Origin of the sequence: Ectopseudomonas oleovorans (assembly GCF_003052605.1) — a bacterium.
GTDB classification, from domain to species: Bacteria; Pseudomonadota; Gammaproteobacteria; order Pseudomonadales; family Pseudomonadaceae; genus Aquipseudomonas; species Aquipseudomonas oleovorans_A.
In genome coordinates, this window is sequence record NZ_QASO01000026.1 from 18362 (window position 1) to 39079 (window position 20718).

Genomic DNA, 20718 nt, shown 5'->3' on the forward strand with positions numbered 1-20718 from the left:
GGAACTGTGGCGTAGCGCACGAAATTGCATCGCCATGCACTTGGTTAATCACTTTATTCCAGTACTCTGGTGCCACTTGTCGCTTTACTGGTTATATCTCAGGATCTGCACTACCTTTCGCACGTATGTGATTGATTAGACGCCGATTACGGCGCGTTCAGGTGACGCGATTCGCCATCATTCTTGTGGTCATTGGGGGAGGTTGCTTGTCCACGCTCGTCGAACCCTTGCGGTTGGTCCTGTTGGCGGAAACGCCGGACTGGGCCGAATTGTTGCGCGAGCAGTTGAGCGCCCTGGGCAGCCCATCCCCGCTTATTACCGCGCCGTCATGGGAAGCGGCCAGCAATCTGTTCGATGATCACGCCAGCGGTCTGCTGCTGAGTACCCCGGACCGTCTTCCCGATCCCCATCAGTGCCCCCTGCCCATCGTCCTGCTGCTCGACGAGGAGCCAGTCGAAGAACCTGTCGGTGTCAGCGACTGGCTGGTGCGCGGCAGCCTCAACCTCGACGTGCTGCGCCGTTGCCTGCGCTACGTGCGCGAACAGGGCAACCTCAAGCACACCCTGCAGCGCCTGGCCGAACAGGATCCCCTGACCGGCATCGCCAATCGCCAGGGTTTCCAGACTCTGCTCGCCGCGTGCCTGGCCGAGTGTGGCGGCCGTGGCCTGGTGCTGGGTCATCTCGATCTGGACAACTTCCGTCATGCCAACGATGCCCTCGGCTACCAGGCTGGGGATCGCCTGATCCTGCAGGTGGTGGCGCGGCTCAAGAGCCTGCTGCAGCCCTGCGATCAGATTGCGCGTCTGGGTAGCGACGAATTCGCGCTGTTGCTCGATGCACGCCGCGATCCGCAGCGCGTGGAGCGCCTGGCCGAGCGCGTCACCGAAGTATTGGGTGAGCCTTACTGGGTGGACGGCGAGAGTCTGCTGATCGGTTGCAGCCTTGGCCTGGCCCATGCCCGCGCGGGCGAGGGCGCCGATCCGCTGCTGTGGCACGCGCATATCGCCATGCAACAGGCCAAGAATCAGCAAGGCTGCGTGTTTCATGTCTATGACGAACGCCTGAACCGCAGCGCACGCAGCCAGGCCGATCTGCAAGGCGAGCTGCGCCGTGCGTTACGCTGCGACGAACTGGAGCTGCATTATCAGCCCCGCCTGTGCCTGAAGAGCGGGCGCATCGTCGGCCTGGAGGCCCTGGTGCGCTGGCAGCACAGCGAGCGCGGGCTGCTCTCGCCCAATGAGTTCGTACCGCTGGCCGAAGAAACCGGGCTGATCGTACCGCTCGGTTACTGGGTCATCTCCCGTGCCCTGCGCGATATGCAGTGGCTGCGTGGGCGCGGCCTGCCGGCACTGCATATGGCGGTCAACCTGTCGTTCCGCCAATTCCAGGACAGCCAGTTGCTGCCGACCCTCAGCCGCCTGATCGAAGAACGTGGGGTCGATGCGCAGTGGCTGGAGTTCGAGTTGACTGAAACCGCGGTGATGCGCCGCAGCGATCAGGTGCAGCAGACCATGCTGGCGCTTGGACGGCTCGGCGTGCGTTTCTCGCTGGACGACTTCGGCACCGGTTTCTCGTCTTTCGTTCATCTCAATAACCTGCCGATCACCCTGCTGAAGATCGACAGGAGCTTTGTCGGCGGTATGGGCGAGCGTGCCGAGAATCGCCAATTGGTGCGGGCGATGATCAATCTGGCGCACAACCTCAATCTCGAAGTGGTGGCCGAAGGGGTGGAGAACATCGAGCAGCTCGACATGCTGCGTCAGTTCGGCTGCGATCAGGTGCAGGGCTACCTGATCAGCAAGGCGATACCTCTGGCGGAGCTGGCACGCTTTCTGGTGTTCGGCTTGCGCCAGCCGCTGCTCGGCGGCGGCTGATCCTGGCCCGGACGTGAGCCGGGGAATATGCCGCACACGACCCCGGCTTGCATGCGAGCTACGACAGGCAGGTCTCGCCTTGCGCCGCCGGTGGTCGCTGCAGGCGCGCAGTCTTCCACTGGAAGCCCAGCACCAGACCGCTCGCCGTTACCGCCAGGCCGGCAGCCAGCCCCCACCACACACCCTGCGCACCCCAGCCGAGCGGGAAGGCGAGCAGCCAGGCCAGCGGTGCGCCCACGCACCAGTAGCCGGTCAGACCGATCAGCAGGGTGGTGCGGCCGTCGTTCAGCCCGCGGATCGCGCCCATGGCGATGCTCTGCAAACCATCGAACAGCTCGAACCAGGCGGCGATCGCCAGCAGGCTGACCGCGAGGGTGACGATATCGGCGAACGCCGCGTCGTGACGGTCGAGGAACAGACCGATGATCCACTCCGGCAGCAGCCAGAACAGCAGGGCAAACAGCAGCATCAACGCCGCCCCCAGGGCCATGCCCAGATGGCCGCTGAGGCGCGACAGGTGCAGATGCCCGGCGCCGTAATGCAGGCCAACGCGGAAGGTCACCGCGTAGGACAGTCCTTGCGGCACGATGAACGCCAGCGCCACGGTCTGCATGGCGATCTGATGTGCCGCCAGTTGCACACTGCCAAGCGCGCCCATGCACAGGGTGGCGAAGGTGAACAGCCCTTGCTCGGCGGCATAGGTACCGCCAATGGGCAGGCCCAGGCGCAGCAGGGCGCGCATTTCCGTCCCTTGTGGGCGGCCCACACCGCTCCGCAGTTTGTAGCGGTGATAGGTTGGCGAGAGCAGGATGTACAGCGCCAATGCCAGCGCCATGGCGCTGCTGACCAGCGCAGTGGTCATGCCGATGCCGCTCAGGCCCAGGCTGGGCAGGCCGAACCAGCCTTTGATCAGCGCATAGTTGATGACGAAGTTGGCGATGGTACCGACGATGCTGATGGCCATCACCGGGCCAGGGTGACCAATGGCACTGGTGAAGCCGCGCAACGCCATGAAGCACAGGTAGCCAGGCAGGGCCAGCGACAGTGGGCGCAGGAACTCCATGGCCTGGCTGGCCGCGCCTGGGTCCTGACCCAGATGCGGCAGCAGCGGGCCCAGACTGTTGAGGCACAGCGCACTGGCTACGCCCAGCAGCATGGCCAGCCACAGGCCGTTCTGGATCAGGCGCGTGATACCTGCCTGATCGCCCGCGCCATGGCGGATGGCGATCAGGCTGCCCACCGCGGCGATCACCCCGGTGCAGAAAATCGAGAAAATGAAATAGCAGGTGGCACCCAGCGCGCCACCGGCCAGTTGCTGCGGGCCGAGCATGGCCATCATCAGCGTGTCGGTGAAAATCATCAGCGCGTGGGCCAGCTGTGCGGAGATCAGCGGGCCGGCCAGACGCAGCAGCGCACCCAGTTCGTGGCCAAGGGAATTCTTCATGATGAGTAAAACTTCGGCAGGGTAAGCATCCCCAGGCTGTCGGGGAATGAGCAATGACCGCTATTCTGTGGTTCTTGTCGATTGCTCACAAAAGGAAAATAGCCATGCCAGGCATGATTAAAACTCATGGTTCGATGCGGTGACTCGTCGTTTGCCACCGCTTTACGCCCTGCGCGCCTTCGAGGCCGCAGCCCGGCATGCCTCCTTCACGCGCGCCGCCGAAGAGCTGGCCATCACCCAGAGCGCGGTGAGTCGGCATATCCGCACGCTGGAGGAGTACTTCGCTTGCCGTCTGTTCGAGCGCCGTGGTCGCAGCCTGCACCTGACCGATCCGGCCCGCGCCCTGCTACCGGGGCTGAGCGAGGGTTTCGATGCACTGGAGCGTGCCAGCGCTGTCTTGCACGCCGACGATGAGGTGCTGCGCCTGAAGGCACCGTCGAGCCTGACCATGCGTTGGCTGTTGGCGCGCCTGTCGCACTTTCGTCTGGCCAACCCGGACAGCGAAGTGCAGCTCACCAGTGCCTGGATGGACGTGGACAAGGTCGACTTTCGCCATGAACCCTTCGACTGCGCGGTGCTGCTGTCCGATGGTCAGTTTCCAGATGAGTGGGAGAGCGTGCTGCTGTTCGAGGAGTGGCTGATTCCGGTGTGCGCTGCCGGCGATTCTGAGGCCGGCCCCTGGTCGCTGGCGCGGCTGCGCGCGGCGGAGCAACTGCACCCGACGCCGGATCGCCGCGACTGGCGGCGTTGGTTGCAGGCTACAGGCCTGATCGAACAGGTGCCGCTGAAGACCGGGCAGCTGTTCGACATGCTCGAATTGGGCATCGTTGCGGCGGCACGCGGCTATGGCGTGTCCATTGGTGATCTGCTGATGGTGGCCGAGGACGTGAATGCCGGCCGGCTAGGCGTGCCCTGGCCGACGGCGGTATTCAGTGGCGACAGCTACTATATGGTGTGGCCGCGTGGACATCGTGCGCAGACACGTCTGCAGCGTTTGCGTGACTACTTGCTGGCGGAGGTCGCCGCGCTGGCACTGCCCGGGGTCGAGCGTTTGCGCTGAACGGTCATGGCCAGCGCTCAGGGCGCTGACGGCCATCCAAGACCGGGCAGGCCGACTGTAGTGTGGCCAGGCTGCTCTCTGTGGGTATGAGTGCCAGCATCTATTTAGTGATCGATAAAACCTATCAATCATCACTCTGTAACGCTGTTTTGATAATAAATGACGACCTTATGGCGCTTGGATATTGACCGAGCTGAATGCTCAAGTATCCTCGCGCCCTTTCGCCGAGTCACATGACGGCTGGGTGGTATCGAAATTGCCTGAGTTATCTGCCCATATGCCCATGGGCGCACACCTGGAGTCCTCATGAATCCTCCTCGCTCTCGTATAGCCCTGCAACTGGCTGCCATGCTGGCTTTGGTGCTGGTGCTACTGATCAGCGTCAGCACTCTGTTTGCCCTGCGCTCACTCAACGAGGCCAATCTGGTCACTCGCGAAAAGCACCTGGGCAGCGAGGCGGGGCTGCTGGCCGACCAGCTCGAAACCTTCCGCGATTGCCGACCAGACTAACCTGCTGGCGCTCAACGCTGCCATCGAAGCTGCGCGTGCCGGCGAGCAGGGGCGTGGTTTTGCCGTGGTCGCCGATGAAGTGCGCAACCTGGCTGGACGCACCCGTGAGGCGACCAACGAGATTTCCACCATGATCGGCAGCATCCAGAGCGAGACCAGCAGCGCCATCGCCACCATGGAGCACGGCCGACAGTTGATGCAGGATGGCCTGGAGCGTAATGCCAAGGTGGCTGCGGTGCTGGCGCAGATCAGTGAGCAGAGCGCCGAGGCCGGCGAGCAATTCGCCGCCATCACCACCGCTACCAGCGAGCAGAGCAGCACTGCGACCGTGCTCAGCGCCAACCTGCAGAGCATCGCCCAGGCCAATGGCGAGCAGCGTGAAGTGGTGGCCAACCTGGCCGATACCGCGCGCGAGCTGGATCGCCTAGCCGCTCAACTGCGTCAGGAGGTCGAGCGCTTCCGCTGATTCATCCCGCGGTGGGGCGATACTGCAGCGCTTCGGCCAGATGTTCCCGGCTGATCTGCTGCTGCTCCGCCAGATCTGCCAGCGTGCGCGCCACCTTGAGCACTCGGTGCGCGGCGCGTAGTGACAGGCCGAGACGTTCGCAGGCGCTTTCCAGCCACTGGCGATCCGTGTCGCTCAATGCGCAGTGTTGGCGCAGACCGGGTAGGTCGAGAAAGGCGTTGGCCACGCCCTGGCGTTGCAATTGCCGCTCACGTGCCTGCGCCACCTTGGCTGCTGCCTGCGCAGTGCTTTCGCCATCCTGCGGCGGGGCATTCAGGGCTGTGGTTTCGCGGGCGACCGTCAGGTGCAGGTCGATGCGATCAAGGAGCGGGCCCGACAACTTGGCGCGGTAGCGCTGGATCTGCTCCGGGGTACAGCGACAGCGGTTGCTGGGGTCGCCGAGGTAGCCGCAAGGGCAGGGATTCATGGCGGCAACGAGCTGAAAACGCGCCGGGAAACGCACCTTGTCGCGTGCCCGGGCAATCACGATATGGCCGCTTTCCAGCGGTTCGCGCAGCACTTCCAGCACCTTCCTATCGAATTCCGGCAGCTCATCAAGGAACAGGATGCCCATATGGGCCAAGGTTATTTCGCCAGGCTGCGGGCGACTGCCGCCACCCACCAATGCCGGGCCGGAGGCGCTGTGGTGCGGGGTGCGAAAGGGTCTCTGCGGCCAGTGCTGCAGCGGCGTATGGCTGGCCACCGAATGGATCGCGGCTACCTGCAGCGCCTCGTTTTCGTCCAGCGCAGGTAGCAGGCCTGGCAGGCGGCTGGCCAGCAGCGTCTTGCCGGTACCGGGTGGGCCGCTGAGCAGCAGGTTATGCGAGCCAGCGGCGGCCACCAGCAACGCACGTTTGGCGGCCAACTGGCCCTGCACTTCAGCCAGATCCGGATAGGGCAGGCTCTGCCTGAGCAGACCTTGGGCGGCGTAGGGTTCGAGAGGAGCACTGCCGTTGAGGTGCGCGGCGATCTGCAGCAGGTGCTCGACGGCGATTACCTTCAGCCCTGAGGCCAGGCTGGCCTCTTCGGCATTGGCCTGTGGCACCAATAGGGTGCGCCCGGCTGCGCGCGCGGCCAGGGCTGCCGGCAATACGCCCTGCACGGGACGCACCGCGCCGGACAGCGCCAGTTCGCCCAGGCATTCGCATTCGTCCAGGGATTGAGCCGGCACCTGGCCGCTGGCCGCGAGAATCCCCAGGGCGATGGCGAGATCGAAGCGACCACCGTCTTTTGGCAGATCTGCAGGCGCAAGATTCAAGGTGATGCGTTTGCTGGGAAACTCGAAGGCGGCATTGAGGATGGCGCTGCGCACGCGATCCTTGCTCTCCTTGACTGCTGTCTCCGGCAGGCCCACCAGCGTCAGGGAGGGTAGGCCGTTGGCCAGGTGCGCTTCGACGGTGACGGCCGGTGCTTCGACGCCGACCTGGGCGCGGCTGTGAACGATGGCCAGGGACATGATCGCTCCTTGATCAAGTGGGGTGCAGTGCCTATCAGGCTGTTGAAAAACTACCTGCGTTGGCAATACTGCGTTAAAAACGGCCTCGCGTGCGAGCCCAGTCAAAATGCTCATTTACAGCACGTAAACCCGAGTGCGGGCCCAGTGCTTTTTTCGGCCGTTTTTGCGGGGCCGCCATCGGTATTGTCTTGCCGGCCTCGCCTACGTTTTTCAACGGCCTGCTATAGGAGCGGCTTCAGTCGCGAAGCCTGTTCGCGGCTGAAGCCGCTCCTACAACATAACCTTAGTCTGCGGCGGTGAGCTTGGCTTCCAGTTCGGCGACCTTGGCTTCCAGCGCCTCGAGGCGAGCGCGGGTGCGGGCGAGAACCACCATCTGGCTGTCGAACTCTTCCCGGCTGACCAAATCGAGCTTGCTGAAGCCGCTCTGCAGCAGGGTTTTGAACTGCGCTTCCAGTTCGGCGCGAGGCAGCGGGCTGTCGCCGCTGAAAATACGCGAGGCGTGGCTACTGAGAGTGTCGAGCAAGGCTTTCGGCGGCAGCATGATCAGGTTCCGTAAACAGACGGTCGGCAGTGTAGCACGCAGCCACCGGCGGGGCGGTCTAACACGGATTGCACGATTTTTGAGCATTAATCAATATGCTAATGCACCAAGTTTGTGCGTTGCATTCGACGTGAATGGCCGGTCACCGTGGCTGGAAGCTGTTAAAGGCTTGATAGATAGCGCTTTTGCGTGAGCTGGCAAGCTTTCTGCTTAGACCCCAGCGACGCATGCACCGATGCAGTTCTGGTGCTGCAGGCGAAGCGGGGGAGTGTTTCGTCGGGAGCGGTTGGTGGGTATCGATCACGCCAGGCTGGAGCGGTCGGTGCATTACAAAAGCCAGACACTGCGCTTAGACTTGGCCCGGGTTCGCAATTCCTGGGGCATGTCCACCTTTCACGGGAGAAAGTTTCATGAAACTAGTCACTGCCATCATTAAGCCGTTCAAGCTGGACGACGTGCGCGAGTCACTGTCGGAGATCGGCGTGCAGGGCATTACCGTCACCGAGGTCAAGGGCTTCGGCCGTCAGAAAGGCCATACCGAGCTGTATCGCGGAGCCGAGTATGTGGTCGATTTTCTGCCCAAGGTGAAGATCGACGTGGCCATCGCTGACGATCAGCTCGATCGTGTGATCGAGGCCATCACCAAGGCTGCCAACACCGGCAAGATCGGTGACGGCAAGATTTTCGTAGTCAACCTGGAACAGGCGATCCGTATTCGTACCGGCGAAACCGATACCGACGCGATCTAACAAGCCTCCGAACCCCACGCCCCAGGAGTAAACCCATGACTCTGCGAACTTTCGCAGGGCTAGGAGCCCTTTTGTCCTCGAATTCTGCTCACACGCCGTTTTCGAGGGCCAATGCCGGAGCAGGCGATGCCCTCGCCGCTCTGCTGTGCCAGATCCTCTTCGGGTCTCGCGCTCGCCTAGTGATGGGAATGCTTGGTCGCCTTGCGGCGGCAGGGGTTCCGGTGATCCAGAACGAGCGTGGCAACGACCTGTAAAGCATGCGGAACGCGTCCTGAGCCAACCCGGACGTTTCAACCGAACAGCGCACAACGAAAGCGCCGGCAAGAGGTGAAAAATGGATAACACAGCATTGACTGCATTGCAGTACGGCTTCGATACCTTCTACTTTCTGATCTGTGGTGCCCTGGTGATGTGGATGGCAGCAGGTTTTGCCATGCTCGAATCCGGCCTGGTGCGTGCCAAGAACACCACCGAGATCCTGACCAAGAACGTGGCGCTGTATGCCACCGCCAGCGTGATGTATCTGCTGGTTGGCTACTACATCATGTACTCCAGCCCGGAAGGTGGCATTCTGCCAAGCCTGGGCTTCCTGATCGGTGACGAGAATACCAGCGAAGCGGTGCTGGCCGGTGGAGATGATGCACCGTACTACTCGGCGCGTTCGGACTTCTTCTTCCAGATCGTGTTTGCCGCGACCTGTATGTCGATCGTGTCCGGTGCCGTGGCTGAGCGCATGAAACTGTGGGCGTTTCTGGCCTTCGCCGTGGTCATGACCGGTTTCATCTACCCGATCCAGGGCTTCTGGAAGTGGGGCGGTGGTTTCCTCAACGAAGCAGGCTTCCTCGACTTCGCTGGTTCCGGTGTGGTGCACATGGCCGGTGCTTCCGCCGCTCTGGCTGGTGTGCTGCTACTGGGCGCGCGTAAGGGCAAATACGGTCCGAACGGCCAGGTCAACGCCATTCCGGGTGCCAACCTGCCGCTGGCCACGCTCGGTACCTTCATCCTGTGGATGGGCTGGTTCGGTTTCAACGGTGGTTCGCAGCTGAAGATGAGCACCATCGAAGACGCCAACGCCGTGGCCCAGGTGTTCACCAACACCAACATGGCTGCAGCCGGTGGTCTGATCGTCGCGTTGATCGTGGCCCGTCTGCTGTTCGGCAAGGCCGACCTGACCATGGCGCTGAACGGTGCGCTGGCTGGCCTGGTGGCCATCACTGCCGAGCCGCTGACCCCGAGCGCCCTGCAGGCCACCCTGATCGGTGGCGTGGGTGGTGCGCTGGTGGTGTTCTCCATCCTCGGTCTGGACAAGGTGAAGATCGACGACCCGGTGGGTGCCATCTCCGTGCACGGCGTGGTCGGCATCTGGGGCATCCTGGCCGTCTGCCTGACCAACGAAGACGCGTCGCTGGGCGCTCAGCTGCTGGGTATCGTCAGCATCTTCGCCTGGGTGTTCATCGCCAGCCTGATCGTGTGGAGCATCATCAAGGCGGTGATCGGCCTGCGCGTCAGCGAAGAAGAGGAATACGAGGGTGTGGACATCGCCGAATGCGGCATGGAAGCCTACCCGGAGTTCACTGGCAAGAAGTGAGTTTCGCCGGGAATGACAAGGGCGCCTTTAGGCGCCCTTTGTTTTTTCTGGCAGCACGCTAGAATGCGCGCGCTGGAGCCATCGAGAGTGAGAGCGGCATGTGGCAGCAACGCATCATCAGTCTGCGTCCGCGTGAGCGCGGTTTTCATCTGGTGACCGAAGAGGTGCTGGGCGCATTGCCGGAACTGGCGCAGGTGCGTGTCGGTCTGCTGAGCCTATGGCTGCAGCACACCTCGGCATCGCTGACGGTCAACGAGAACGCCGACCCTGCAGTTCGCCGCGATTTCGAGCGTTTCTTCAACCGCCTGGTGCCGCAGGGTGAGTCGGGCTACGAGCACGATGACGAAGGGCCGGACGATTTGCCGGCGCACTTCAAGGGCAGTCTGCTGGGCGTTCAACTGCAGCTGCCGATACAGCAGGGACGGCTGGCGCTGGGCACCTGGCAGGGTATTTACCTGGGCGAGCATCGCGATCATGGCGGTGCTCGGCGAGTGGTGGCGACCCTGCAGGGCGAGGCTATTTGAATTTTTCCGGTGGTGCGGTGTTCACTGCGCGACTGGGCTATAACTAACCTGCTTTTCGCAAGTCATGAGGTTGAACATGAGCGACGAAGACCTGGAACAAGATGATCTGGAAGCGGCCGACGAGGACGACGGTGAGGAACTGGCTGCTGCCGATGACGGCGACAGTGGCGACGATGAAGGCGATGGCGAGGTCGTAGCCAGCAGCAAGAAGAGCAAGGCCAAGGCTGTCGAGGTTGACGAGCTGCCGAGCATCGAAGCCAAGCAGAAGGAGCGCGACGCCCTGGCCCGCGCCATGGAAGAGTTCCTCGCCCGTGGCGGCAAGGTGCAGGAGGTGGAGCCCAACGTGGTCGCCGACCCGCCCAAGAAGCCCGACAGCAAATACGGCAGCCGCCCCATCTGAGGACGGCTAGCTACAAGGAGCCCGCCCCTGTGGCGGGTTTTTTGTGGTACGCCAGCCCTGGCGGCAATCCAGGGCGGCGCAGATCAAGGGGGGCGCAGTATGCCCGCGCCGGCATCTCGTAGGAGCCCGCTTGCGGGCGATCCACTTGCCGACGTCCTGATAGCCCGCAAGCGGGCTCCTACAAGTAACGCATCCAGCTGCTCAGCAGTGCCGGTAGCTCGGCCAGGCTGGCGATCTGCGCATCCGGGGTGGTTTCACCCTCCCAGGCCCGCCCTTGCGGGTTGAACCAGATCGCACGCATCCCGGCTGCCTGGGCGCCGGCAATGTCGTCACTGGGATGATCGCCGATGTGCACGGCGCGCTCGGCCGCCACGCCGCCTGCGCGGCTGAGTGCTTCACGGAAAGGTTTCGGGTCGGGTTTGCCGATGCCCAGTTCTTCGGCGCACAGGGCGAACTGGAAGTAGTCCGATAGACCCAGGCGCCGCACGTCGGCATTGCCATTGGTGATTACCCCGAGCATGAAGCGCTCGGCCAAGGCCTCCAGCGTCGGATGTACCTCGGTGAACAGTTCGACCTGATGGCGGGCGCTGAGAAAGACCTGGAATCCTGCTTCGGCCAGCGTCTGCGCCTCGCTGTGCGGGTAGCCGGCGTCTTCCAGGGCGTGAAACAGAATGCGCCGGCGCAGCTCGCTGAGGCGATGCTTGAGCATCGGCTCGGCGTCGAGCAGACGGCTGCGGACCGCCCACAGATGCTCGACCGGCACCGCGCCCAGGCGCGGCGCATGCAGGGCCAGCCAATTGCGCAGGGCGGCTTCGGCATCCTGCATCACCGGAGTGACGTCCCACAGGGTGTCGTCGAGGTCGAAGGTGATCAGTTTAATGCTCATTCGGAGCCGCCTTTGCGCTTGGCACGTGGATGGGTCTGGTCGTAGACACTGGCCAGGTGTTGGAAGTCCAGGTGGGTGTAGATCTGCGTGGTGGCGATATCGGCATGACCGAGCAGCTCCTGTACCGCGCGCAGATCCTGTGAGGATTCCAGCATATGACTGGCGAAGCTGTGGCGCAGCATGTGTGGATGCAGGTGCTGGCCCAGTTCGCGCACGCCGGCCTGGCGCACGCGCAGTTGCACAGCGCGTGGCCCCAGGCGTCGGCCCTGCTGGCTGATGAACACGGCACCATCGTTGGGGTTGGCCAGCTTGCGCAGTGGCAGCCAGTGTTCCAGTGCCTGTCGCGCCATGCTGCCGACCGGCAGTTCGCGCACCTTGTTGCCTTTGCCGCGCACGCGTACCAGACCGGCGGGCAGGTCCAGACCGTCGAGATCGAGTCCGACCAGTTCGGACAGGCGCAGGCCCGAGGAATAGAACAGCTCGAGCATGGCCTGATCGCGGCGGGCGATGAAGTCGTCCTCGACTGCGCCGTCGAGCAGTTGCGCGCTGCGGTCGGCGTCCAAGGTGCGGGGAAGGCGGCGCTCGCGTTTTGGTGGGCTCAGGCCGGTCGCCGGATCGTGACGGCACAGGCCTTCACGCAACAGATATTGATAGAGGCCGCGGGTGGCCGAGAGCAGGCGCGCCAGGCTGCGGCTTGCCAGGCCCTGCTGATGCAGGCGGGCGACCAGCCGGCGCAGGTTGCGTGTGTCCAGCCCGGCCCAGTCGCTCAGGCCTTCGGCTTCGCAGAATGCCCGCACCTTGCCGAGATCACGCCGATAGCCGTCGAGGGTATGCGTCGACACCTGGCGCTCGCGGCGCAGGTGTTCGATGTACGCGTCGAGGTGGGCTTCAAGTGTCACGTGCGGGGTTCCGAGCAGGGCCAATGGTAGATGAGCTTCGCGTCATCCGCCCTACACGACCTAGCGTACCGAACGCAGCGGCGTGGAGAAACCGGGCACGACACGTGCCAGTACTTCGGCGATATAGCTGAGGAACAAGGTGCCGAGCGAGCTTTTGTAGTGCTGTGGGTCGGCGCTGCCGATGGCCAGCACGCCATGCAGGCCCTGGTGGGTGAGGCTGACCACGGCGGCGGAGCCAACCTGCGCTGCGTCTTCCTTGCCGAAGAGGAATTCCAGCTCATGCGGGCGCAGCACGCCGCAGATGGTCTTGCCGCCGCTGAGCAGGCCGCCGACCTGTTGATGCGCCTCGGCCGAGCTGACCGAGCGACCGACCGGTAGCTTGTTGTCGCTGAACAGGATCAGGCCAACGAAGGGCACCTGGAATTCATGGCGCAGGCTGTCTTCGACCACGCCGACCACTTCCTCGAGGCTGCCGGCATCGAGCAGGTCCAGCACCAGGCGGCGGGTCTTGTCGAACAGGCGGTCGTTGTCGCGCGCCACGTCCATCAACTGGCCAAGGCGGTGGCGCATCTCGATGTTGCGCTCGCGCAGCAGCTTGACCTGGCGTTCTACCAGCGACACGGCGTTGCCGGACTGGTGCGGAATACGCAGCTCGGGGATCAGTTCTTCATGGTCGATGAAGAACTCCGGGTGCAGGCGCAGATAGGCCGCGACCGTTTCCGAATCGAGCGGTTTGGGCGAATCCTGCTGGTCGGTCATAGGCGAATCTGTCCTTCGTATACGCGGGCAGCGGGCCCGGTCATCATAACCGGCTGACCCTCGCCTGCCCATTCGATGGACAGTTTGCCGCCTGGCAGTTCCAGTTGCACGGGCGAATCCATCCAGCCCTGGCGAATAGCCGCAACGGCCGCCGCGCAGGCGCCGGTGCCACAGGCCTGGGTTTCCCCGGCGCCACGCTCCCATACACGCAGGCGCGCATGCTTGCGGTCAAGCACCTGGAGGAAGCCGACATTGACCCGCTGCGGGAAGCGCGGATGGTGTTCCAGCTTCGGCCCGAGCGTATGCACCGGTGCGTCATCGACGTTGTCGACGCGCAGCACCGCATGCGGATTGCCCATCGACAGCGCGGCCAGCTCGACGCTCTGGCCCTCGACGTCGACGCGATAGGTCAGCGCGGCCTGCTCGGCCTGGAACGGCACCTGTTCCGGCTGCAGGCGCGGTGCACCCATGTTGACGCAGACCTGGCCGTCGTTCTGCACGCGCAGTTCGATGATGCCGCTCTTGGTCTCGACGCGAATGACCTTCTTGGTGGTCAGGCGCTTGTCCAGTACGAAGCGGGCGAAGCAGCGCGCGCCGTTGCCGCACTGCTCAACTTCCGAGCCGTCGGCGTTGAAGATGCGGTAACGGAAGTCGACATCCGGGTGACTCGGTGGCTCGACGATCAGCAACTGGTCGAAGCCAACGCCGGTGTGGCGGTCGCCCCATTGCTTGGCATGTTTCGGCTGCACGTGGGCATGCTGACTGATCAGGTCGAGGACCATGAAGTCATTGCCCAGGCCGTGCATCTTGGTAAAGCGCAATAGCATGACGTCGCCCTCAGGCCGGCAGCAGGCTTTCGCCGGCGTAGAGCTCTTGGACGGTCTCGCGGCGACGCACTTCATAAGCCTGTTCGCCATCCACCAGCACTTCGGCGGCGCGGCCGCGGGTGTTGTAGTTGGAGCTCATAACGAAGCCATAGGCGCCTGCCGAGCGCACGGCCAGCAGGTCACCTTCGGCCAGCGCCAACTGACGATCCTTGGCCAGGAAGTCGCCAGTCTCGCAGATCGGCCCGACCAGGTCGTAGTTGCGTGCTTCACCTTCACGCGGCTGCACCGGTGACACGTCCATCCAGGCCTGGTATAGGGCCGGGCGGATCAGGTCGTTCATCGCCGCGTCGACGATGGCGAAGTCCTTGTGCTCGGTGTGCTTGAGGTATTCCACCTGGGTCAGCAACACGCCAGCGTTGGCGACGATGAAGCGGCCGGGCTCGAACACCAGCGACAGGTCGCGGCCCGCCAGGCGCTTGCGCACGGCGGCGATGTAGTCGCCGGCCAGCGGCGGCTGCTCGTCGCGGTACTGCACGCCAAGGCCACCACCGAGATCCAGATGCTTGATGGTGATGCCGCGCGCGGCCAGCTTGTCGACCAGCAGCAGCAGGCGATCCAGGGCGTCGAGGAAGGGTTCGAGGGTGGTCAGCTGCGAGCCGATGTGGCAGTCGACGCCGATCACGTCCAGGTTCGGCAGCTCGGCGGCGCGGGCGTAGACTGCCTCGGCCTGCTCGATGTCGATGCCGAACTTGTTTTCCTTGAGGCCGGTGGAGATGTACGGGTGGGTACCGGCGTCCACGTCCGGGTTGACCCGCAGCGAGACGGGCGCCTTGACGCCCAGCTCGGCGGCAACCTTCTGCAGGCGCTCCAGTTCGACGCTGGATTCGACGTTGAAGCAGTGCACACCAACTTCCAGCGCGCGGCGCATGTCGTCGCGGCTTTTGCCAACGCCGGAGAAGACGATGCGGCTCGGCTCGCCACCGGCGGCCAGGACGCGCTCCAGCTCACCGCTGGAAACGATGTCGAAGCCGGCGCCGAGGCGCGCCAGCACGTTCAGCACGCCGATGTTGGAGTTGGCCTTGACCGCGAAGCAGACCAGGTGCGGCATACCGGCCAGGGCATCGGCATAGGCGCGGTACTGCTCTTCGATATGGGCGCGGGAATAGACGTAGGTGGGCGTGCCGAAGCGCTGGGCCAGCGCGGACAAGGCAACGCCTTCCGCGAACAGCTCACCGTCGCGGTAGTTGAAGGCTTCCATGGGGCAGCTCCTGTCAGAGTTCGAAACGGTCTCGGCTGTTGCCGGCGTTGTCGTCGCCCGGCAGGTACAGCGGGCCTTTCTGACCGCAGCCGGCCAGCAGGCATACGGCGGCGAGGAGCGCGAGGGTCAGTCGCTTCATGGGACAGTCCTTGAAAATAAGCGTGAATTGCGCCGGAGTATACCGACCCCCTGCCACCTTGCCTATGCGCCCGGCGCCCGCCTGGCGGGGCGCCGGCTCGATTCGCGCGCATACGCCGAAGGCGTCCGTGCCTGCTTGGGTTAGCATGCGGAGAGTAACGAGGAGCCCCGATGGATAATCCCGCGATTCTGGCCGGCTCGGTCTCGGTCGCCTACCTGCAAGGCCTGATCGAGCACCTGCAGCGTCAGGGGGTAGCGCCCGACGCCTTGCTCGCCCATGCCCAACTGAGCCCTGAAGTCCTCAGTCAGCGCGATCAGCGCATCGCGGCCAGTGCCTATCTGACATTGCTGGGCGAGGGCGTGCGTCTGATCGGCGATCAGTACCTAGGCCTGCATCTAGGGGAGTCGGTACGGCCGGGCTATTACGGCGTGCTCGGCTACCTGATCATGAGTTGCGCCACCCTGGCTGACGCGCTGCACCGTCAGGCGCGCTACGCTTCGCTGGTTGGCAACCTGGGGCTGGTAGTGCTCGAAGACGAGCCCGCCCGGCCTGGTTGCGAACCGTTGGTTGCCCATAGCTGGCAGCCCTTGCTGGCGCAGCAGCAGCGTCAGCTGAGCGAGGAGACCCTGGCCGGCTGGGTGAGCTTCGGGCGCTGGATAAGTGGCCTGGACATCGCGCCGACCGAGGTACGTTTCCAGCATCCGGCGCCGGCCGATACGTCTGAGCACGCGCGCATCTTTCGTTGCCCGGTGCTGTTCGACCAGCCAGACAATGCCCTGATCTTTCCCAGGCGTTTGCTCGCGGCGCCGCTGAACCAGGCCGATGCTCAGGTGCGTGGCATGCTCGATGCCTACGCCGATCGCCTGCTGGCCGGACTCAATCAGGGCTACAGCGTGCTCGATCGCGCGCGTCTGGAGCTGGCGCGCCAGTTGCCGGAGCAAGGGCCTGATCTGGAGACCATCGCCGCTGCTCTGGCGCTAAGCCCAAGGACCTTGCAGCGGCGCTTGCGTGAGGGCGGGCTGTCGTTCAGCCAATTGGTCGACGAAACCCGCCAGCAACTGGTGCTGCACTACCTGCGCGACCCCACACTGGAACTGGCGGAAATCGCCTTTCTGGTCGGTTTCAGCGAGCCGGGTTCGCTGGCGCGCGCATTTCGTCGCTGGACGGGAACGAGTCCGGGCGAGTACCGTCGCCACCTTTGCGCCTAGGCCGCTAGCCTGGTCTTGCGTTTTCGCCTAATTTTTCTGCAGTCGCTGCATCTTGTGAGGACACCCCGATGAGCCTGAGCGAAGCCCGCTTTCACGACCTGGTCGATGCCACCCAGCAAGCGGTGGAGGACATTTTCGACGACAGTGGTCTGGACGTCGATCTGGAGAACAGCGCCGGTGTGCTGACGGTACGTTTCGACAATGGCAGCCAGCTGATCTTCAGCCGTCAGGAGCCGATTCGTCAGCTCTGGCTGGCGGCGCGCTCCGGTGGTTTCCATTTCGACTATGACGAGGCCGAGGGGCGCTGGATCTGTGACACCAGCGACGAGCAACTGGGCGAGATGCTGGTGCGCATCACCCTTGAGCAATGCGGCGCCGAGCTGGAGTTCGATGAGCTCTGAGCCGAGCGAAGCGCCGCTGGCATCACCCTGTCGGCGCCAGTGCTGCCTCGACGAGCGCGATGAGTGCCTGGGCTGTGGCCGCACCTTGCAGGAGATTCTTGACTGGAGCGCGGCCGATAATGCCCGCCGCCGCTTGATCTGCCAGGCGGCGCAGCAGCGTTTGCAACAGCGCCAGCAGGGCCGTTGACCCAGCAGTCTTGTTTATTTGTCCGGCTGTGTTAGGGTTCGACAGAACATTCAGCTTAACCCCGCCTTCGGGCGGGGTTTTGCTTTTTTACGGTTTACGCAAGGAGTCCGCCCGGCATCATGAACAGCACACCAACCATCACCATTACCCGCCTCGATCTGCAGCGTCTGGAGCGTCTGCTCGACAGCCTGGACGAGTTTGGCCCTGGCGCAGAAGCGCTACAGGCCGAGCTGGATCGTGCCGAAGTGGTGGGGCACGATGAGGTGCCGGCCGGTGTGGTGACCATGAACTCGCGCGTGCACTGCCGCGAGGAGAGCAGCGGCAAGGACTACCACCTGACCCTGGTCTACCCGGAGGATGCCGGTGGCGAAGGCAAGGTCAGCATCCTCGCGCCAGTCGGCAGTGCCCTGCTTGGCCTGTCCGTCGGCCAACACATCGACTGGCCGGCGCCGGGCGGCAAGCAGCTCAAGCTGACATTGCTGGAAGTCGAATACCAGCCGGAAGCAGCGGGCGAGTACGACCGCTGACCGGTTTTTATGCAGGAAGCCCGTGCCCGGGCGAGTGCAACCCTCAGGGCTTCACTGTCGGCGGCGGATTATCGATAGCGCTGTGTCAGGCCTGCTGCAGTGCCGCATTCAGAGCATTCTCCAGCTCGCTCTTGTAGCGCAGGTAGTGCACGGTCTGCGCCCGCTGTCCGGCCAGCACGGCGGACAGGTCGAGGTCGGTGATGTAGCAGGGGTAGCGTTCGCCACCGGCACGCTGAACGATGATGTGCTGTGCCACGGCGCGATACAGTTCACGACCGTATTCCAGTTCGGAAAACTCGCGGTGGTTGCAGTACAGCGTGACATGGCGTTGACGGCCGTCGCCCGGCTCGACGATGGCCTGCACGTCGTAGAACGGGTGGCTGACCTGCGACTCGGGCGCCGGTCTGCGCTCGAGGCGCTGAGCGCGTAATGGCGTCGCCGGCAGCAGTTGGTAGTAGAGAATTTCCAGCGGCGGCTGGCTGTCGGCGCCCTCGAGCGGCAGCATGGCATTGCGCCGATACAGCAGTGACTGCAGGAAGCGATGGATCGGTGTCAGCAGGCTTTGCTCGTCGCGAAATGGCAGGCGTCTGCGCCACAGGGCGTTGTGCTCGTCGAGCAGGGTCAGCTCGGCCTCACCGCTGCTCTCGTGCACGCGGTAGAACACCTGCAGGCACTGTGGGCGGCCCATGGGCAAGATCAGCGCCAGGTCGTCGCCCTGGAGTGCATGGCGATCCAGGCGCAGCGGGCTGTAGCGCTCCTGTTCGGCGCCCAGGTGGTCGAGCAGGGCCGGCACGTCACCCAGAGCGGTGTGGCTGACCTGGCCGGGGGCCAGTTGCAGAACGTGATAATGCTGGCGCACCTGCACCAGGTAGCGTGACGGGTACCCTTCGGCGTAGCTGTCGAGCAGGTCGTGCAGCAGTTCTTCGACCCGTTCGGCGATGGGTTGTGCACGGTTGCGGCAGTAGCAGCGTACCTGCACCCTGGGGAGCGTGCTGCCGGGCGGCAGGCTGTTGAGCAGGTCGCGCAGGCAGTCGAGCAGGGCGTCGGCACCGTCGTAACGGCTGACCTGAAGTTCGTTCCAACTGTTGAGTACCACCTGGTCCAGGGTCAGCACCAGGTTCTCGCGTACCCCGGAATAGCCCAGCGCGTCGGTGCGGTCGGTGGTCATGTGCACGTTCATCTGGCTGTGCTGCTTGAGCGGGTCGACGCCGACATTAACCAGCAACAGCACCTGGCTGGGAACGCTGGCACGCAGCAGGGCGGCTTCTTCCACGGGCTGCAGGGGTAGCGGGAAGCTCTGTTGCAGGCTGCCGATCAGGTTGGACAGCTCGTATTCGGTAAGGTCGCTGGCGCCGGGGTGCAGCGACAGACGGGTGCTGCTGTCGATCACGCCGTTGCGATGGCACCAGGCGAGCAGTTCGATCAGTTCGCGCGAGCGCTTGAGCGGGGCAAAGTCGCTCCACTCCTGGGCGCCCAGGCTGCCGTTGAACAGCGCCCACTGGTATTCGTTGGGCGCCTCAGGGCTGGGGTGCTGGACCAGGGTCAGGGTGTCTTCGGCCAGATCCGGGGCGATGCCGGGGTTGATGAATTCGACCTTGCCGGCCTTGCGCTCGAAGGCTGCATACAGGCGCCTGCCCAGCACGTTGAGGTCGCGGTTGTTGAGCGAACTGCCGGCCTCGGTGCTGCGGGCAAACTGCGAGAGGAGGCGGTAGCTGTAGGTCAGCTCGTTGACCAGCACGCGGCGCTCGGCGCCAACTTGGCGCACCTTCCACTGGCTGCGACTGTCGAGCACGCTGAGCTGGCGGTTATGCCAGCCCCACTCGCCAGTCAGGCGCTCCAGTAGCAGGCGCTGCCAGCTCTTGGCGCGACCACGGGTTGGCGGGCGGCTGATCTTCTTGTTCACCTTCAGGTACAGGCAGCGGCGGATCAGCTCGAGCCGTTCGTGATCGCCGCGTGCGCAGAGGTATTCCTCAAGGCGACGGTAGACGACGACATAGGGGTCGAGTTCGTCGAGGTTTAGGCGGCCTTCGAACACCGCCCGCTTGAAACGCAGCGCCAGGCACTCGACCTGGGGATGCTCGCTGGCGTAGACCTCGGTGAGCAACAGCTTGAGCACCGACTTGTAGGGCGACTCGATGCCCTTGTACAGCTGCCACATACCTGCGCCGATGAACTCTTCCGGTGGAATGCGTGCCAGATGACCAAGGTCGAGAACATCTTCGGCGCGCACGAAGCGCTTGCTCAGCAGGATGCGGCAGTAGTCGTGGTAGCGGTTTTCCTCGTAGACCGGCACCAGCCACCAGATCGGCGTGCGCCCGCCGAGCCAGATGGCGGTGCGGTAGAACTCGTCGAGCAGCAGATAGTGCTGGGTGGTGCCGCAATCGTCGGAGGTCAGTTGCGCCTCGCGCGCGCCCTGGGTGAAGCGCTGCGGGTCGACCAGAAAGACGTGCACCTCGGCGCCCTGGGTGGCGGCCCAGCTTTCCAGTTGGTCGCACTTCTTGCGCAGGTCCTGCAGTTCCTGCTCCGTGAGGTTGGGCGAGTGGCACAACCACAGGTCCATATCGCTCTGTTCGGCCTGCGCAACGGTGCCCAGGCTGCCCATCAGGAACAGCCCATGCAGGGGCGCGGCGCCCTGGCCACGACGTGGCTTGTAGACGAAGGAGCGGGTCAGGCGCTGCACTTCGGCCAGGCTGTCGTCATCCGGCTCGAAACCGCTGAGGCCCGCCGGTGTGCTGGCCGAGACGTAGCCGGGTAGCAGCGGATGATTGACGTGCAGCAGCAGCGGCAAAAGCTTGAGCACCAGTTGCTGGCGCGTCGACAACGCTTCCATGGCGCGCTGCAGACGGCCCTGGTTGATACGCAGAAAGCGTGCGCGCAGCTGTGCCAGCACCTTGCGGTCGATGCCGTCATCGATATCGGGGCGTATTTCCTGCGTGCGCGTCATGCTCGAACTCTGCTGCGGGTGTGGCAAGCCTA

At 64.0% G+C, this 20718-nt stretch carries 21 protein-coding genes and 1 pseudogene; 12 read left to right on the plus strand and 10 right to left on the minus strand.

Annotated features, from left to right (window positions below):
- Positions 1-206 precede the first annotated feature (206 nt).
- Positions 207-1874: a putative bifunctional diguanylate cyclase/phosphodiesterase gene (locus tag DBO86_RS04045; protein WP_108233037.1), complete on the plus strand. Its 1668-nt coding sequence runs from the start codon at positions 207-209 to the stop codon at positions 1872-1874.
- A 58-nt stretch (positions 1875-1932) separates the two neighbouring features.
- On the opposite strand, the gene DBO86_RS04050 is transcribed toward DBO86_RS04045, so the two are convergent.
- Positions 1933-3318, minus strand: a complete 1386-nt coding sequence (locus DBO86_RS04050) for a NorM family multidrug efflux MATE transporter (protein ID WP_108233038.1) — start codon at positions 3316-3318, stop codon at positions 1933-1935.
- Between the two features lie 139 nt (positions 3319-3457).
- Here DBO86_RS04050 and DBO86_RS04055 point away from each other — a divergent pair, with 139 nt between their 5' ends.
- The 3 genes and pseudogenes from DBO86_RS04055 to DBO86_RS04060 form a co-directional block, all read left to right on the plus strand.
- Positions 3458-4378 (plus strand): LysR substrate-binding domain-containing protein, encoded by a 921-nt coding sequence (locus tag DBO86_RS04055; protein WP_108233039.1) that lies wholly within the window; start codon positions 3458-3460, stop codon positions 4376-4378.
- A gap of 306 nt (positions 4379-4684) precedes the next feature.
- On the plus strand, positions 4685-4888 hold the full coding sequence (locus DBO86_RS25785; protein WP_146173181.1) for a hypothetical protein: 204 nt from the start codon (positions 4685-4687) through the stop codon (positions 4886-4888).
- Positions 4866-5354 (plus strand): annotated as a pseudogene (locus tag DBO86_RS04060) (methyl-accepting chemotaxis protein); the annotation flags it as partial. The gene DBO86_RS25785 and the pseudogene DBO86_RS04060, both read left to right, overlap by 23 nt.
- 1 nt (position 5355) lies before the next feature.
- Here DBO86_RS04060 and DBO86_RS04065 read toward each other — a convergent pair.
- A complete protein-coding gene (locus tag DBO86_RS04065) occupies positions 5356-6849 on the minus strand; it encodes a YifB family Mg chelatase-like AAA ATPase (protein WP_004423196.1) in 1494 nt (497 codons plus the stop codon).
- Between the two features lie 283 nt (positions 6850-7132).
- Entirely contained in the window at positions 7133-7390 is a 258-nt protein-coding gene (locus tag DBO86_RS04070) for an accessory factor UbiK family protein (protein WP_108233040.1), read from the minus strand.
- A 410-nt stretch (positions 7391-7800) separates the two neighbouring features.
- Here DBO86_RS04070 and glnK point away from each other — a divergent pair, with 410 nt between their 5' ends.
- From glnK to sutA, 4 genes are all read left to right on the plus strand, one after another.
- Positions 7801-8139, plus strand: coding sequence for a P-II family nitrogen regulator (glnK, locus tag DBO86_RS04075; RefSeq protein WP_003096476.1), 339 nt, complete (start codon positions 7801-7803; stop codon positions 8137-8139).
- 334 nt (positions 8140-8473) lie between these two features.
- Positions 8474-9727 carry an ammonium transporter gene (locus tag DBO86_RS04085; RefSeq protein WP_108233041.1) on the plus strand — a complete coding sequence of 418 codons (1254 nt, stop codon included), beginning with the start codon at positions 8474-8476 and terminating at the stop codon, positions 9725-9727.
- A gap of 98 nt (positions 9728-9825) precedes the next feature.
- On the plus strand, positions 9826-10251 hold the full coding sequence (locus tag DBO86_RS04090; protein ID WP_108233042.1) for a secondary thiamine-phosphate synthase enzyme YjbQ: 426 nt from the start codon (positions 9826-9828) through the stop codon (positions 10249-10251).
- 76 nt (positions 10252-10327) lie between these two features.
- The gene (gene sutA / locus DBO86_RS04095; protein WP_074861275.1) at positions 10328-10651 is read left to right on the plus strand and encodes a transcriptional regulator SutA; all 324 of its coding nucleotides are present in this window, start codon (positions 10328-10330) and stop codon (positions 10649-10651) included.
- A gap of 178 nt (positions 10652-10829) precedes the next feature.
- On the opposite strand, the gene DBO86_RS04100 is transcribed toward sutA, so the two are convergent.
- Genes DBO86_RS04100 through lptM form a run of 6 tightly spaced genes read right to left on the minus strand, consistent with a single transcriptional unit; the run spans position 10830 to position 15419 of the window.
- Positions 10830-11537: an HAD family hydrolase gene (locus DBO86_RS04100; RefSeq protein ID WP_074857612.1), complete on the minus strand. Its 708-nt coding sequence runs from the start codon at positions 11535-11537 to the stop codon at positions 10830-10832.
- Positions 11534-12436, minus strand: coding sequence for a tyrosine recombinase XerC (gene xerC, locus DBO86_RS04105; RefSeq protein ID WP_074857609.1), 903 nt, complete (start codon positions 12434-12436; stop codon positions 11534-11536). Before xerC ends, DBO86_RS04100 begins: the two co-directional genes overlap by 4 nt.
- 60 nt (positions 12437-12496) lie before the next feature.
- On the minus strand, positions 12497-13195 hold the full coding sequence (locus DBO86_RS04110; protein WP_108233043.1) for a DUF484 family protein: 699 nt from the start codon (positions 13193-13195) through the stop codon (positions 12497-12499).
- A complete protein-coding gene (dapF, locus tag DBO86_RS04115) occupies positions 13192-14022 on the minus strand; it encodes a diaminopimelate epimerase (protein ID WP_074857604.1) in 831 nt (276 codons plus the stop codon). The genes DBO86_RS04110 and dapF overlap by 4 nt, the downstream gene beginning before the upstream one ends.
- A gap of 10 nt (positions 14023-14032) precedes the next feature.
- A complete protein-coding gene (gene lysA, locus DBO86_RS04120; RefSeq protein ID WP_108233044.1) occupies positions 14033-15280 on the minus strand; it encodes a diaminopimelate decarboxylase in 1248 nt (415 codons plus the stop codon).
- A gap of 13 nt (positions 15281-15293) precedes the next feature.
- Positions 15294-15419, minus strand: a complete 126-nt coding sequence (gene lptM, locus DBO86_RS04125; protein WP_017361215.1) for an LPS translocon maturation chaperone LptM — start codon at positions 15417-15419, stop codon at positions 15294-15296.
- Positions 15420-15589: 170 nt separating this feature from the next.
- Here lptM and DBO86_RS04130 point away from each other — a divergent pair, with 170 nt between their 5' ends.
- From DBO86_RS04130 to rnk, 4 genes are all read left to right on the plus strand, one after another.
- The gene (locus DBO86_RS04130; RefSeq protein ID WP_084341061.1) at positions 15590-16627 is read left to right on the plus strand and encodes an AraC family transcriptional regulator; all 1038 of its coding nucleotides are present in this window, start codon (positions 15590-15592) and stop codon (positions 16625-16627) included.
- Between the two features lie 68 nt (positions 16628-16695).
- Positions 16696-17028: an iron donor protein CyaY gene (gene cyaY / locus DBO86_RS04135; RefSeq protein ID WP_108233045.1), complete on the plus strand. Its 333-nt coding sequence runs from the start codon at positions 16696-16698 to the stop codon at positions 17026-17028.
- Positions 17018-17215 carry a DUF1289 domain-containing protein gene (locus DBO86_RS04140; protein ID WP_090335949.1) on the plus strand — a complete coding sequence of 66 codons (198 nt, stop codon included), beginning with the start codon at positions 17018-17020 and terminating at the stop codon, positions 17213-17215. The genes cyaY and DBO86_RS04140 overlap by 11 nt, the downstream gene beginning before the upstream one ends.
- A gap of 119 nt (positions 17216-17334) precedes the next feature.
- On the plus strand, positions 17335-17742 hold the full coding sequence (gene rnk / locus DBO86_RS04145; RefSeq protein WP_108233046.1) for a nucleoside diphosphate kinase regulator: 408 nt from the start codon (positions 17335-17337) through the stop codon (positions 17740-17742).
- An 85-nt stretch (positions 17743-17827) separates the two neighbouring features.
- Here rnk and DBO86_RS04150 read toward each other — a convergent pair whose 3' ends face one another.
- Positions 17828-20686 carry a class I adenylate cyclase gene (locus tag DBO86_RS04150; RefSeq protein WP_108233047.1) on the minus strand — a complete coding sequence of 953 codons (2859 nt, stop codon included), beginning with the start codon at positions 20684-20686 and terminating at the stop codon, positions 17828-17830.
- Between the last annotated feature and the right edge of the window lie 32 nt (positions 20687-20718).

Bases quoted from the DNA above. Each gene is read 5' to 3' on its own strand.
- sutA (WP_074861275.1), top strand. From the start codon at position 10,328: ATGAGCGACGAAGACCTGGAACAAGATGATCTGGAAGCGGCCGACGAG.
- DBO86_RS04110 (WP_108233043.1), bottom strand. From the start codon at position 13,195: ATGACCGACCAGCAGGATTCGCCCAAACCGCTCGATTCGGAAACGGTC.
- lptM (WP_017361215.1), bottom strand. From the start codon at position 15,419: ATGAAGCGACTGACCCTCGCGCTCCTCGCCGCCGTATGCCTGCTGGCC.
- DBO86_RS04150 (WP_108233047.1), bottom strand. From the start codon at position 20,686: ATGACGCGCACGCAGGAAATACGCCCCGATATCGATGACGGCATCGAC.
- DBO86_RS04090 (WP_108233042.1), top strand. From the start codon at position 9,826: ATGTGGCAGCAACGCATCATCAGTCTGCGTCCGCGTGAGCGCGGTTTT.
- dapF (WP_074857604.1), bottom strand. From the start codon at position 14,022: ATGCTATTGCGCTTTACCAAGATGCACGGCCTGGGCAATGACTTCATG.
- DBO86_RS04140 (WP_090335949.1), top strand. From the start codon at position 17,018: ATGAGCTCTGAGCCGAGCGAAGCGCCGCTGGCATCACCCTGTCGGCGC.
- DBO86_RS04050 (WP_108233038.1), bottom strand. From the start codon at position 3,318: ATGAAGAATTCCCTTGGCCACGAACTGGGTGCGCTGCTGCGTCTGGCC.
- DBO86_RS04085 (WP_108233041.1), top strand. From the start codon at position 8,474: ATGGATAACACAGCATTGACTGCATTGCAGTACGGCTTCGATACCTTC.
- lysA (WP_108233044.1), bottom strand. From the start codon at position 15,280: ATGGAAGCCTTCAACTACCGCGACGGTGAGCTGTTCGCGGAAGGCGTT.
- DBO86_RS25785 (WP_146173181.1), top strand. From the start codon at position 4,685: ATGAATCCTCCTCGCTCTCGTATAGCCCTGCAACTGGCTGCCATGCTG.
- DBO86_RS04130 (WP_084341061.1), top strand. From the start codon at position 15,590: ATGGATAATCCCGCGATTCTGGCCGGCTCGGTCTCGGTCGCCTACCTG.
- DBO86_RS04100 (WP_074857612.1), bottom strand. From the start codon at position 11,537: ATGAGCATTAAACTGATCACCTTCGACCTCGACGACACCCTGTGGGAC.
- glnK (WP_003096476.1), top strand. From the start codon at position 7,801: ATGAAACTAGTCACTGCCATCATTAAGCCGTTCAAGCTGGACGACGTG.
- DBO86_RS04065 (WP_004423196.1), bottom strand. From the start codon at position 6,849: ATGTCCCTGGCCATCGTTCACAGCCGCGCCCAGGTCGGCGTCGAAGCA.
- rnk (WP_108233046.1), top strand. From the start codon at position 17,335: ATGAACAGCACACCAACCATCACCATTACCCGCCTCGATCTGCAGCGT.
- DBO86_RS04070 (WP_108233040.1), bottom strand. From the start codon at position 7,390: ATGCTGCCGCCGAAAGCCTTGCTCGACACTCTCAGTAGCCACGCCTCG.
- cyaY (WP_108233045.1), top strand. From the start codon at position 16,696: ATGAGCCTGAGCGAAGCCCGCTTTCACGACCTGGTCGATGCCACCCAG.